We start from the raw sequence: 12,085 nt of genomic DNA, 5'->3' as shown, positions 1-12,085 counted from the left end.
CTTCTTGCCTGTGCGCGCGTTGATCAGCTCCATGCCCGGTTCCAGCACGCCCGAGATGACCTTGAGGAAGCTCAAGCGGCCTACGAACGGGTCGGACACCGTCTTGAAGATGAACGCGGCGGGCTCGCCCGTCTCGTCGACGAACGTCTCCTCGCCGTTGGCCAGACGGAAGCGCCCGTGATGGCGAGGATGCGGGAAGTAGGTGGCGATGTCCTCCATGACGCCCTGGATGCCCTGCTCGATGATCGTGGAGCCCACGAACACGGGAATGAACAGCTCCTGCGCGATGGCCTTGTCCAACAGCTGCTCGAGCTCGTCTTGGGTGAGCTGCTCCTCGCCGTCCAGGTACTTCATCATGAGATCGTCGTCGGCCTCGGCCACGAGGTCGCACAGCTTGTCGCGCGCGGCTTGGGCGGCATCGGCGTACTCGGGCGGAATCTCCTCGATGCGCTCCTTCTCGCTGCCGGCATCGAAATAGCGCGCCTTCATGCGAATGATGTCGATGACGCCCTCGAAGTCCTTGTCGACGCCGATAGGAATGGTCACCGGTCCCAAACGCGAACCGAAGCGCGCATGCAGCAGCGCCATGGCCGTGTCGAAGTCGGCGTTCTCGCGGTCGATATGGTTGATGAACACGGCGCGCGACAGACGCATGTCCTCCGCCTCGCGCCACAGCTTGGTGGTCATGACCTGCGGGCCTGCCACGGCGTCCACCACGAACAACGCCATCTCGGCCGCTTGCATGGTGGCCAGCGTGTCGCCGATGAAGTCGGGGTGGCCGGACGTATCAAGCAGGTTGATCTTGTAGTCCTTGTACGGAATGGGGGCAATGGAGGTGCCGATGGTGAATTTGCGCCGGATCTCCTCATCGTCGTAGTCGAGGTAGGATTTCCCGTCGTGCGTCGTGCCCATGCGGGGCGTACGGCCGGAGACGTGCAGCATCGCTTCGGCGAGCGATGTCTTGCCGGCGCCGTCTTGGCCCACCAGCACAATGTTTCGCACGTGTTCGGTAGCAGGAGCTGCCATGTTGACCACCAACTTTCCTGTTGCGTGGCCCACGCCGTTGTCGTTTCTGCCAAGGCGCGAACCACAGTCGAGCCTAACCTACGAACTTCAAACGCGATCTTGAAACCTTGACCCATAGTGTATCGCAAAACAGCCGCTTTCGGCGTCCACAACGACGGAATTAGGCGGGCTCGGATCACGCTCCCGATGCCCCTCGCATCCATCTTTGAAGAAGCCGCGAGCAACACGTTACCGAACGGTGACGAACTCGTAGCCGCGGGCGCGCCGCACGACATGCGGTTCGCGCAGCCCGTATAATCGAAGCAGACACGCGGCACGAAACCGCACCCCACCGTAAGCGAGGAGACCATGAGCGACCCAAGCCCCATCATCGACGTCAACCCCGTCGCAAGCACCAGCGACGCCGCGAAAAGCGCAAGCCCGTCGGGCAGCGACACGTTCCGCGCGCCATCGTACGGGAAGGACGCCGCGCAGGCCGCCGTTAACGCCACTATCATCGACGAAGGGCGCGTCTCGAAGAAGAAGCCCAACCGCATCGGCGGCGCCGTGCAGACGGCCATCGGCGGCGCCATCATGTTGGTGGGCGTGCCCATGCTCATCCTGCCCGGTCCCGGCTTGCTGGCCATCGGCGGCGGCGCCGTCATAGCGGGCAACGGCATCAAGAAGGTGCTGGGGAAGTAAACCGGCCGCAGCAGAAACGAAGCGGGCCCATCATCGCGATGGGCCCGCTTCTTCATTTCGGAACAGCTTAGAACGAGAGCGTCTGCGCCGCGTCTGGCTCTTCCCGATACTCACCGAACGCAGAGCGGTAACTGTAGTTCGTGAGCCCGCGCAGCTCATCATCGTCTGCGGCGTAGTACGACACCATCTGGACGAACTCGCCGGTCATATAGTCGTGCTTGCGATACATGATGCCCGAATGGTAGCCGGTTCCCGTCTCGCCCGTCTCGGGATCCGTCCATGTGCTCTCCAAGAGCGTCACATCGTCTTCGGAAATGAGCTCCATGTACGGTCCCATAGCTTGCCATCCGTAGGGCTTGAGCGATATGCTCACCGTTCCATCGGTCACGTCCCAGCCGGTCAGCTCGTAGCCGCCGAACTCGCTCGTCTCCAATGTGGTGCCGATTCGAGAGACGTCCACATGTTGTACGTTTTCCTCATTCCTCGCTTTACGCTCCTCGACCGTCATCGAGTCCCAGTCGAGCGCGTTCAACATCGGCGTGAACGTGACGCTATGCGCTTCGGGCGAGAGATTGGAGAACTCGATAATCTGCGAACCCTCCGGATTGACGCCCGAACCATCGCCAGCTTCGACCGGAGTCAAAACGTTGCCCTGGTCATCGGTTACCTTAAGCAAATGAGGACTCAGCACGTTCTCGGGCGGGCCGTAGGAAGAACCGTATTCGCCTTGCTCTCCCGTCCACTCGTTGTCGTTGCGCACGACCATCACGGTGCCCAGCTCGGATGCCGTGAAACGCTGGATGCCCATCGTCTTGTCGCCGTCGCTCGTATTGAACACGAGGTCGTGCGCGCCCAGCTCGCGCGGACTGGCCACCGTGCTCAGGTCGAGGCCGACATCGAACGTGAAGGGCTCGTCTCCTTCTTCGAACTGCTTCCACATCGCATAGCCTTCCAGCGCGATGTCCACCTGGTCGGGAAGCGTCGCTTCCGGCACGATGCGCTCCATGATCTTCACCTTGCCGTCTTCTTGGTACGCATCGAGCACGTAGACGGAATCTTTGCCGATCGCCTCGCCGTTGCTCGAAAGACTGTACGAGAAGCGCGGAGCAAGCCGCTGCAAGCGCGCCCATTCGTTTTCCTGGGAGCCCTCGTAGTTCGACTGCTCGGTCAGGTCGAAGCCGCCCTCCTTCTCCAACGTGAAGAACAGGTTGACGATGTTGCGATCGCACGACACCGAATCGAGCGTCACCTGCACGCCGTCGACTTCAACGGTATCGCCCACCTCGGCGTTCAGGCTGGAAACCCCGGGCTGCAAGCTGTTGTATATGGGCAGGTTGTTACCGCCCCCGAAAAATCCGACATCGCCCGGCTGCATCTGCACCAGGCGCGATGCGGCGAAGGCGACACCGCTCAACAGCACGACGAGCACGGCCGCAACCGCCACCATCGCACCGCGGCGCGCCACGCGGACGCCCTTGCGCTTGCCGTGCGCAGGCTCGGCAGACCGCCGCTTGACCGGCTGCCGACGCTGCGGAGCGCCCGCGCCCGACGGCGTGGGGCGATCCTGAGGAACGGAGCCCAGCGACGCGTACACGCCGTCGAGCTTGACCTGCACCTGCGGGGGAATCGGGCCCGCGTCCAAATCCCGGATCACCGCCCGGCGCAGCTCGTCTTCGTTGTCGAACCTCTCATGGCTCATCGCGCCACCTCAACTTCCTCGTTCGAGCCTTGCGAATAGGCAACCTTGAAGCGGTCCCGCGCCCGCGACAGACGGGTGCGCACGGCACCTTCCGACACGTTCATGATCTGGGAGATCTGCCGCACAGGGAAATCGTTCACGTAGAACAGCACCAGCACCAGCCGATCGTCGGCCGACAGCGAGGCGATGGCGTCGCGCACATCGAGCGCCTCGTCGCGGTCGGGATCGCGCCGCACGCCCGCGCCCGCCAGCATCTGGCCCGCCGACGGCTCCCACCATACGCCCGAGCCGTCCACGTCCGCGGCGAACAGCCCCATGGCGCACGGCGTCTCGCGGTTGCACTGACGACGCATGTCGTAGCAGACGCGCAGCAGGATGCGCATGAACCACGTGTTCACTGCGCTGCGGCCGCCGAAACGCGGCATGGCGCGCCACGCTTTGACCGCCGTCTCCTGCAGCGCGTCGGACGCATCGTCCACGTTGCCGAGCACCGCCATCGCAGCGCGCCACAACGGCTGCTTGCTGTGCTCGAACAGCGTGGCGAACGCCTCGCCGTCGCCGTTTCGCGCTCGCTGTATCAGATCGTCCACGCGGGTGCCCCTTTCAAGGTCGGTTACCTATTAGACGCGCCCCGACGCGAAAAGGTTACACCCGGTTCAAGAAAATTCGCCCGATGCCCACGACCATGCGAAGAAGACCGGCAGCGGCGGATGCGTTGTCGCCCCAAAGCCTCGGAATATTGCCCGAAACCGCGGCTTTGGGGTGACAACGCATCCGCCGAGCCCAAAGACCGCACATCCACGGCGCAAGCCGCTACAGCGGGCGCATGCGCACGCTCATGTCGAGGGGCTTGGCGGAGAAGGGCGCCGTGGTGGCCAGGCCGTCCACGCCGGTTGCCGCGTACGCGCCCGCGTTCTGCGGGTTCACGCCGCCGGCCGCGATGAGCGTGACGTGCGGGTTGATGGCGCGCAGCTCGCGCACAAGCGGCTCCAGCTCGTCAACGGGGACCTTGTCCACCTGGATGCCGTCAACGCCAGCGCGCGCCAGCACGCGGGCACGCTCGGCATCAGCCTCCACAAACAGCTTCTTCTCAACGCAGCGGCCCTTGATATCCGGCAGCTGCTCCACGAACGCCTCGAAGCCGCCGAAGAACGTGAGGTGATGGTCGAACACCAGCACCGTCTCGGACAGCCCCAGCCGGTGCGGGAACGCCCCTCCCGCCATGACGGCCTCGGTCAGCAGGTCTTTCGCGCCCGGCATGCTCTTGCGCGTGGTCAGCACCTCGCAGCGCGGGTTCGCCGCGTGGGCCGCGTCCACCATCGCGCGGGTTTTCGTGGCCACGGCCGACATATGGTCGAACACGTTGAGGCACACCTTCCACGCCGCATGCAGGTCGCCCGCGGTGCCGCGCACGCGGAAGAACGCCTCGCCCGCAGTCGCGCGCTCGCCGTCGCGACGCGCCTCCACCACGTCGCAGCCCAGCTTCCCCATGATACGCGCGACCACGTTCGCGCCGGCCAGCACGCAGTCTTCGCGCGTGAAGTACTCCATCTCGCCCGGCTCGTCGCCGATGCCCAGCACCGCGCACGTCAGATCGACGTACGGCACGTCCTCCGCGATGAACCCGTCGATGCGCGTATCGGAAATCCTCAGCATGCCGCCCCTTCCCTCTTCACGATTGTATTCATCCCAGAATAGACCAACGCGCCCACCGTGCCTAGCCGTACTTTGCGCACAACACCGCGCGAAAATGCTTTCACCCGAAACAAAACGAACCGATGTTTCACGTGAAACATGCGTACCGAAGCGCCGAGAACGTGCGAACCATGTCGGAGCGTGTGGAAACGACGTTGGAAACAGGGGCAAACGGCATGGAACCCACGTGGGAAATGCGTGAGATTCGCAGCAGATCGAGAAAGATCTGCGCTAGATGCACGCCATCTGCACGTAAGACGAGCTCGCTATAATAGGAGGCACGAACTCGCCAGGCGGGGAGGATAGCACCCTCTTTACATCCATTTCCGAATTCTAGATAAACGGAAGGGGGTGTCCTCTATGGATGGCATATTGCTGGATCTTATCGGGGTGATCTTGCAGGTTCTCGGCCTCATCGCTGCCTTCGGCAGCCTGACGGTCGGGGTAGCCTCGCTCACACTTCAAGCGCGGCTGAAAGATACGCCCCGGTCGTCCCAAAAGGACGAACCGGGACCAAAATAAACATCCGAACCGCCGAAGCGAGTCCGAGAGCCGTGGGGAGTACCCGCTCCCTGCGGCTCGCCTGCCAGTATACGCAAAGGCCCTCCGTCAAGCAAGCCGCCCACCCGGCAGCACTCGCCCTACAGCTCGCCGATGATGCGCTTCGTGCGGGCCTCGACCTCGGCCTTCGCTCGCTCGATGTCCAGCGTGGGCCACTCGCCCTCGCGATACACCACGACCCCGTCGCACATCGTCAGGCACACGTCGGCGCCATGTCCCGCGTACACGACGTTCACCAGCGGGTTCGTCATCGGCGCCCACGACGGCCCCGACGTGTCCAGCACGCACAAGTCGGCCTTCGCCCCCACGGCCACGTACCCGCAGTCGTCGCGCCCCTGCGAAAGCGCGCCCACGCGCGTAGCGGCCGTAAGCGCCTGCTTCGGCGTGACCACGGCCGGATCGTTCGTCGACCCCTTCGCCGTCAGCGCCAGCAGGTACATATCCTGCATCATGTCGTGGTTGTTGTTCGACGCCATGCCGTCGGTGCCCAGGCACACGTTCACGCCGCGCGCGAGCATCTTCGCCACAGGGGCGAAACCGCTGCCCAGCTTCATGTTCGACGCCGGGTTCGCCGCCACGAACACCCCGCGCTCCGCCAGCACGTCGATGTCGCCGTCGTCCACCCACACGCAGTGCGCCGCCGTCACGGGCACGTCGAGCACGCCCAGGCTCTCGAAGTAGCGCACCGGCGTCAAACCGTCGTGGCGCTGCTTGCACTCCTCGTGCTCGAGGCGCGTCTCGGAGACGTGCACCTGCAACCGAAGCCCGTGCTCCTTCGCGTACGCCGCCAAATCGGCCACGGCGCGCGGGTTCGACGTGTACTCGGCATGGATGTTGCAGTCCACCACGATGCGGCCATCGCCTGCGCCCTGGACATCGCGGATGAGACGGTCGAGGTTCCCCTTCACCGGCAGGTCGTCCAACCCTTCGCCGTTGAAGGCAAGAAGCGAGTCGGACAGGTTCATCTTGATGCCGGCGTCGAGCGCGGCGCGGGCGCCCTCCTCCATGTGATAGTACATGTCCGAGAAGCTCACGCAGCCGTACCGCGCCATCTCGGCGCAGGACAGAAGCGTGCCCCAGTAGCAGTCTTCGGGCGTGATCTTCGCCTCGAACGGAAACACCATGTCGTTCAGCCACGCCTGCAAAGGCAGGTTCTCGGCGTAGCCGCGCAACAGCGTCATGGGCGCGTGCGCGTGGGCGTTGTAGAACGCAGGACACAAGAGCTTGCCACGTCCGTCGTACACCTCTCCGTACCTCGCCGCTTCCTCGCCCGCCGGAGCCGCATCCCCCACGTAGGCGACGCGCCCGTCGCGCACGCCCACCCAGCAATGGGAGCGGAAATCAAGGTTCTCATCCAACAGGTCGATATCAGCGAACAGCATGCGCGCTCCTCCGTCTCCGCGCGCGCCCGGCGCGCAGGTCGATTCCTTCCACCTAAGTATAAAGCTTATGCTATCATCCAGGTGAGACGAGTGGCGCTCCCGCCGCACGGGGGCGCTGAAAACCCAGAAAGAAGGAATCATGGCAGAAGAATGCACGCACGAGTGCAGCAGCTGCGGCGAGTCCGGATGCAGCGACCGCACCGCCCAGGGCCCCAGCACCATCGAGACGAACTCCCGCTCCAACATCAAACACGTCATCGGCGTCGTGTCCGGCAAGGGCGGCGTGGGCAAGTCGCTGGTCACCAGCCTGCTTGCCAGCGAAATGCAGAAGCGCGGGAAGAACGTGGGCATCCTGGACGCCGACGTCACCGGACCGTCCATCCCGAAGACCTTCGGCATCACGAACCCGCTGACCGCCGACGCCGACGGCATCCTGCCCGGCCAGACGCAAAGCGGCATCAAGGTGATGTCCACCAACCTCATGCTGCCGAAAGACGACATCCCGGTGGCCTGGCGCGGCCCGGTCGTCTCGAACGCCATCCGTCAGTTCTACAGCGAGACGAACTGGGGCGAGATCGACTACCTGTTCGTCGACATGCCTCCGGGAACCTCCGACGTGCTGCTCACCGTGTTCCAGTCGCTGCCGGTTGACGGCATTGTCACGGTATCCGCTCCGCAGGAGCTGGTGGCCATGATCGTGGGCAAGGCCGTGAACCTCGCGCACGACATGAACGTCGAGCTGCTGGGCCTCGTGGAGAACATGGCCTACTTCGAGTGCCCCGACTGCGGCAAGCGCCATCACATCTTCGGCGATCCGCAAGGTGCGGCCGTGGCCGAGCGCTACGACATCCCCGCCTACGCCACGCTGCCCATCGACCCCAGCTTCGCGCGCCTGTGCGACGCCGGAAAGGTGGAGGACTACGACGTAGCCGGCGCGCTTGACCCCATCATCGCGCAAATCGAGGCCGCGAAGCAGGACTAGCGCCGCATCGGGTGCAGCCGTCAAGCAAACCGCCCGCAGTTGAAAGCCTCTCCGGAACCCCGGAGAGGCTTTTTCACGCCGGGAGGCCTTACGGATGCGCGTCGAAGTAACCCGTCTGACCGCGCACTTGCCAAGCGCACACGGCTAGCGCGATGACGAACAGGCCGCTCACAAGCGAGGTGAGGTCGCACGTGCCCGCAGACACGCTGCTGGCCAGCGCCCACGCCGTCAACATCGCATCGACGAACGTGATCCAGAAGAACAGGGTGATCTTGCGCGGATTCCGCGCTCCGCGAAGGCCGAGGAATCCGATGGCCAGGTTGAGGCACGCTCCCGCCATCGCCATCGCGCCCACAACGGGCTCGGCCAGCACCGAGGGCTCGACGTCAAGCACCATGCGCGCGAACAGGTAAGCACCCCACAACGCAGCGCCCAACAGCACTTCCGCGATAGCCCACACGATCACGAACAGGCAGAGACGTCGAAGCCACACCTGCCAAATCGTCATAGGAGCGCCGTTTTCGCCCACCGACTGAGGTTCCGCACGGCTATCTGCCGCCTCGACCATATCCTTCACCCCGCTTGCCGTCATCGGACGCAATGCGTGCACAATAAAAAAACGACGGATGCATCGCATCCGTCGTAGCAAATATGGTGGAGCCTAGGGGGATCGAACCCCTGACCTCATGGCTGCCAGCCATGCGCTCTCCCAGCTGAGCTAAGGCCCCGTAAAAGTGCGAAGCCTAGTATACCGGAAGAGGAAATCCGGTCAAGCACTTTTTTCGAAAAAAATTATGCAACCGCTCAAAGAGGAAAATCGATCAATGGGAGCCGCGCTGAACCTTGACCTTATCGCACCACGTCATACGCAAAAAAAGGCGCACACGTCACCCGACTAGTCTTTCTGAGAAGGCCATGCATATGGTAAGGTAAGTTGGTATCAACCATTCTTAGACACCGTCACATCGATCGGAGCGAAGCATAGCACCGGCAAGAACATTCAGCCCTTCTCGGCTTCAACCGATGATGTTTGCCTGGGCGTTCGTCATCGCGTTCACCTGTACGGTCGCAACGACCACGTATCCCGGATCCTCGCGGGCTTTCGCCGACGAGTTCGCCACGTTCGGCAAGCGCGTCGTGACCGTCGCCTACTTCGAAGACGGCGACTATATGTCCACCGACGAAGAAGGGCGCTACGTTGGGTACAACATCGAGTATCTCAACGAAATCGCACGCTACGCCGACTGGACATACGAATACGTCAAGTACCCTAGTTGGGAAGAGGCCTGTGCCGCGCTTGAAGCGAGCAAGGTGGATCTGCTTCCCATGGTGTACTACACCGAAGACCGAGAGAGGCGGATGATCTTCTCGGCATCATCGCTCTGCGAGATTTCCACCACGCTCAACGTGAGGCTCGACGACACGCGTTACGCCTACGAGGACTTCAAAACGTTTTCCGGCATGCGCGTGGGGGTAATCGCGAACAGCCAGGACGCCGAAGCGTTCGCACAATACAGCGAGAAGAACGGCTTTTCGGCGGATATCGTGGCCTACAGCGTTACCGGAGACCTGCTGAAAGCGCTCGACGAAGGAGCGGTGGATGCCATTGCCATCACGTATCTCGGGACGAATTCGCGCTTCCGAACCGTAGCTCAGTTCGCCCCCGAGCCTTTGTACATCGCCCTCTCGCCCGAACGCACCGACATAGCCGATGAGCTCGACAGCGCGATGAGCCGCCTCAAGCTGCGCGACCCCGACTTCGCCACGTTGCTGTACGACCGCTACTTCAGCATCAACACCGACCAGGATCCCGTCTTCACCGAAGACGAGTACGCCTATCTGGCGTCGGCTCCCACCCTGCGCGTGGCCTACGATTCGTATCGCGCGCCGCTTTCCTACACCGACCCCGAAACCGGCGCGTTCGCCGGCGCGGTCGCATTGCTGTTCGAAGACATCGCGCAGATCACCGGGCTGAAGTTCGAATTCGTGGCTGCGGACTGCCACGACGAGGCCGTCCGCCTCGTCGAACGCGGCGACGCCGACATCGTGTACGACGTCGATCGAGAATCCGACCCCCAGGCGATCAAAAGCCTCGACACCACCGGCCCCTATCTGCGCGACCCCATGGCCCTTGTCGCAGGACCGAATCCTTCCGGTTCGCGCGTCGCGCTGCCAAGCGGCTTCTCGCTCGCCGCGAGCACGGCGTACTCTTCGTACGCCGAATACGACATCGTGTACTGCGACACCCCGAAAGATTGCTTCGATGCAGTGCTTGAAGGCAAAGCCGATATCGCCTTTGCCGATACCCACGTGGCGAACTACTTGCTGGCGGAACCCCAATACGAGAGCCTGAGCGTCACCACCATCACCTCCTTCTTCAACAGCATGAGCATCGGCGTGAGCCGCAACGCCGACCGACGACTGGTGAGCATCCTCGACCGCTGCGTGCAGTACACCGCCGAAAGCAAGATGACCACCTGGCTTTCGCAAAGCAGCCTCGCCGTACATCCCATCAGCCCTTTCGACTTCTTGCGCCAGTATCCGGTGCAATTCATGGCCGGCATCGTCGCACTGCTCGGCTCCGTGCTCGGCGTTGCCCTGTACGTCAGCCATGTGAAGCTTCGCGCGGCGCGGCGAGTGGAGGACTTCTCGTTCACCGATCCGCTGACCGAAGGCTGGAGTCTCGCCCGCTTCCGCTCCGAGGTGGGCGCTCAGATGGCGAACGCCCGCGATGGCGCTTACGCCATCGTGTACCTCGACGTAAAGAGCTTTAAAGGCTTCAACGCAGCATTCGGCTACGCCACGGGCGATCGCGTGCTGCTCGACCTCAACGGCACGCTGGCCGGCATGAAAGCAGCCGACGAACGATACGCGCACGTCATCGCAGACGAATTCGTGCTGTTGGTTCGCTGGAGAGGCTGGGACGCGCTGCTGGAGCACTTCGATGAACTGGACCGTCGCTTCAACAGCACCGAAACGCTTACCGAGCTATCGCACCGGCTCATGCTGCAGGCCGGCGTCTGCATCATCGAGCGCAGCGCCGAAACGCCGCGCATCGACGTGCAAACCATCATCGAGTTCGTGGACGCCGCACGCTACGCCCGGGACAGCATTGGGGAGGCCTCGCGCAGCACCGCAGCATTATACTCGGCGAGCATGAAGGATCGCGACATCGCCGAACGCGCGCTGGTGGCCGCCGCGCACGACGCGCTCGAGCGCGGGGAGTTCACGGCCTATTACCAGCCGAAGGTGGAAATAGCGACGAACCGCCTCGTGGGCTTCGAAGCGCTCGTTCGTTGGGAATCGCCTGAACGCGGCCTCGTGCCGCCCGACGAGTTCATTCCCCTGTTCGAGCGCACCGGCCTGGTCGTCGACTTGGACTTGCAGGTATTTCGCCTCGTCTGCGCCCGTATCCGGGAGCAGCTGGACGCGGGAGAACACCCGCTCGTCATCGCCTGCAACTTCTCGCGCTTGCACATGCAAAACGACGCGTTCCCTGAAACGGTGAAGAGCATCGTCGACGGATTCGGCGTGCCCATCGAGCTGCTGGAGCTCGAACTGACCGAGAACATCGTCATGGAAGACCTCGAACGCGCCGAACGGCTGTGCCGCCGTTTAAAGGATCTGGGCTTCCGCATCGCCATTGACGACTTCGGCAGCGGGTACTCGTCGCTGGGCACGCTGCAGAACCTGCCGATCGACGTGCTGAAGCTCGACCGCAGCTTCCTCATGAGCAGCGAGAGCGGCGAGCGCTGCAAGGCCATCCTGGACGGCGTGGTGTCCATCGCCGACAAGCTGGCCGTGAACGTGGTGGTGGAAGGCGTGGAAACGCGCGATCAGGCGTCCATGCTCGTGCGCATGGACGATCGCATCATCGCGCAGGGGTTCCTCTACTCGCGCCCCGTCCCCCGGGACGTCTCGGACGCGCAGTTCGCCGTCGGCTTCATCGAGCCGAACGAACGCCCGTAGCGGCCACGCGGTTGCCGGAACGAGAAACGGGGGCGGCCGTTCACGCGGCCGCCCCCGTCGTCGTTACGCTTTTTCAGATGCGTAGAATAC

General features: G+C 63.3%; 10 protein-coding genes and 1 tRNA gene. 4 read left to right on the top strand and 7 right to left on the bottom strand.

Features of this window, described 5'->3' with window-relative positions:
• Positions 1–1,026 (bottom strand): GTP-binding protein (locus ACMO6A_RS07520; RefSeq protein WP_418471017.1); only part of this gene is annotated, 1,026 nt, incomplete at its 3' end.
• A 348-nt stretch (positions 1,027–1,374) separates the two neighbouring features.
• Here ACMO6A_RS07520 and ACMO6A_RS07515 point away from each other — a divergent pair.
• A complete protein-coding gene (locus ACMO6A_RS07515; protein WP_009306401.1) occupies positions 1,375–1,707 on the top strand; it encodes a hypothetical protein in 333 nt (110 codons plus the stop codon).
• Between the two features lie 67 nt (positions 1,708–1,774).
• Here the strand turns inward: ACMO6A_RS07515 and ACMO6A_RS07510 are convergent, their stop codons facing one another.
• From ACMO6A_RS07510 to modD, 3 genes are all read right to left on the bottom strand, one after another.
• Positions 1,775–3,406 (bottom strand): DUF4179 domain-containing protein, encoded by a 1,632-nt coding sequence (locus tag ACMO6A_RS07510; protein WP_114516407.1) that lies wholly within the window; start codon positions 3,404–3,406, stop codon positions 1,775–1,777.
• On the bottom strand, positions 3,403–3,996 hold the full coding sequence (locus tag ACMO6A_RS07505) for an RNA polymerase sigma factor (protein ID WP_114516406.1): 594 nt from the start codon (positions 3,994–3,996) through the stop codon (positions 3,403–3,405). Before ACMO6A_RS07505 ends, ACMO6A_RS07510 begins: the two co-directional genes overlap by 4 nt.
• Before the next feature lie 223 nt (positions 3,997–4,219).
• On the bottom strand, positions 4,220–5,062 hold the full coding sequence (gene modD / locus ACMO6A_RS07500; RefSeq protein ID WP_114516405.1) for a ModD protein: 843 nt from the start codon (positions 5,060–5,062) through the stop codon (positions 4,220–4,222).
• Between the two features lie 399 nt (positions 5,063–5,461).
• Between modD and ACMO6A_RS07495 the strand changes: the two genes are divergently transcribed.
• Positions 5,462–5,623, top strand: coding sequence for a hypothetical protein (locus ACMO6A_RS07495; RefSeq protein ID WP_175282506.1), 162 nt, complete (start codon positions 5,462–5,464; stop codon positions 5,621–5,623).
• A 119-nt stretch (positions 5,624–5,742) separates the two neighbouring features.
• Here ACMO6A_RS07495 and ACMO6A_RS07490 read toward each other — a convergent pair whose 3' ends face one another.
• Complete coding sequence (locus tag ACMO6A_RS07490; protein ID WP_009607884.1) at positions 5,743–7,044, bottom strand: amidohydrolase family protein; 1,302 nt, start codon at positions 7,042–7,044, stop codon at positions 5,743–5,745.
• A 139-nt stretch (positions 7,045–7,183) separates the two neighbouring features.
• Between ACMO6A_RS07490 and ACMO6A_RS07485 the strand changes: the two genes are divergently transcribed.
• Complete coding sequence (locus ACMO6A_RS07485; RefSeq protein ID WP_009306406.1) at positions 7,184–8,026, top strand: Mrp/NBP35 family ATP-binding protein; 843 nt, start codon at positions 7,184–7,186, stop codon at positions 8,024–8,026.
• 88 nt (positions 8,027–8,114) lie between these two features.
• Here ACMO6A_RS07485 and ACMO6A_RS07480 read toward each other — a convergent pair whose 3' ends face one another.
• Complete coding sequence (locus ACMO6A_RS07480) at positions 8,115–8,534, bottom strand: hypothetical protein (RefSeq protein ID WP_226844446.1); 420 nt, start codon at positions 8,532–8,534, stop codon at positions 8,115–8,117.
• Positions 8,535–8,678: 144 nt separating this feature from the next.
• A tRNA-Ala gene (locus ACMO6A_RS07475) sits at positions 8,679–8,754 on the bottom strand.
• A gap of 295 nt (positions 8,755–9,049) precedes the next feature.
• Between ACMO6A_RS07475 and ACMO6A_RS07470 the strand changes: the two genes are divergently transcribed.
• Complete coding sequence (locus ACMO6A_RS07470; protein ID WP_114519553.1) at positions 9,050–11,995, top strand: EAL domain-containing protein; 2,946 nt, start codon at positions 9,050–9,052, stop codon at positions 11,993–11,995.
• Positions 11,996–12,085: the final 90 nt, after the last annotated feature.

The organism is Eggerthella sp. (assembly GCF_048329335.1).
GTDB lineage: Bacteria > Actinomycetota > Coriobacteriia > Coriobacteriales > Eggerthellaceae > Eggerthella > Eggerthella lenta.
The sequence above is the reverse complement of the archived record's forward strand: the minus strand, read 5'-3'. Positions and strand labels throughout refer to the sequence as shown.

Bases quoted from the DNA above. Each gene is read 5' to 3' on its own strand.
- ACMO6A_RS07515 (WP_009306401.1), top strand. From the start codon at position 1,375: ATGAGCGACCCAAGCCCCATCATCGACGTCAACCCCGTCGCAAGCACC.
- ACMO6A_RS07510 (WP_114516407.1), bottom strand. From the start codon at position 3,406: ATGAGCCATGAGAGGTTCGACAACGAAGACGAGCTGCGCCGGGCGGTG.
- modD (WP_114516405.1), bottom strand. From the start codon at position 5,062: ATGCTGAGGATTTCCGATACGCGCATCGACGGGTTCATCGCGGAGGAC.
- ACMO6A_RS07495 (WP_175282506.1), top strand. From the start codon at position 5,462: ATGGATGGCATATTGCTGGATCTTATCGGGGTGATCTTGCAGGTTCTC.
- ACMO6A_RS07490 (WP_009607884.1), bottom strand. From the start codon at position 7,044: ATGCTGTTCGCTGATATCGACCTGTTGGATGAGAACCTTGATTTCCGC.
- ACMO6A_RS07485 (WP_009306406.1), top strand. From the start codon at position 7,184: ATGGCAGAAGAATGCACGCACGAGTGCAGCAGCTGCGGCGAGTCCGGA.
- ACMO6A_RS07480 (WP_226844446.1), bottom strand. From the start codon at position 8,534: ATGACGATTTGGCAGGTGTGGCTTCGACGTCTCTGCCTGTTCGTGATC.
- ACMO6A_RS07470 (WP_114519553.1), top strand. From the start codon at position 9,050: ATGATGTTTGCCTGGGCGTTCGTCATCGCGTTCACCTGTACGGTCGCA.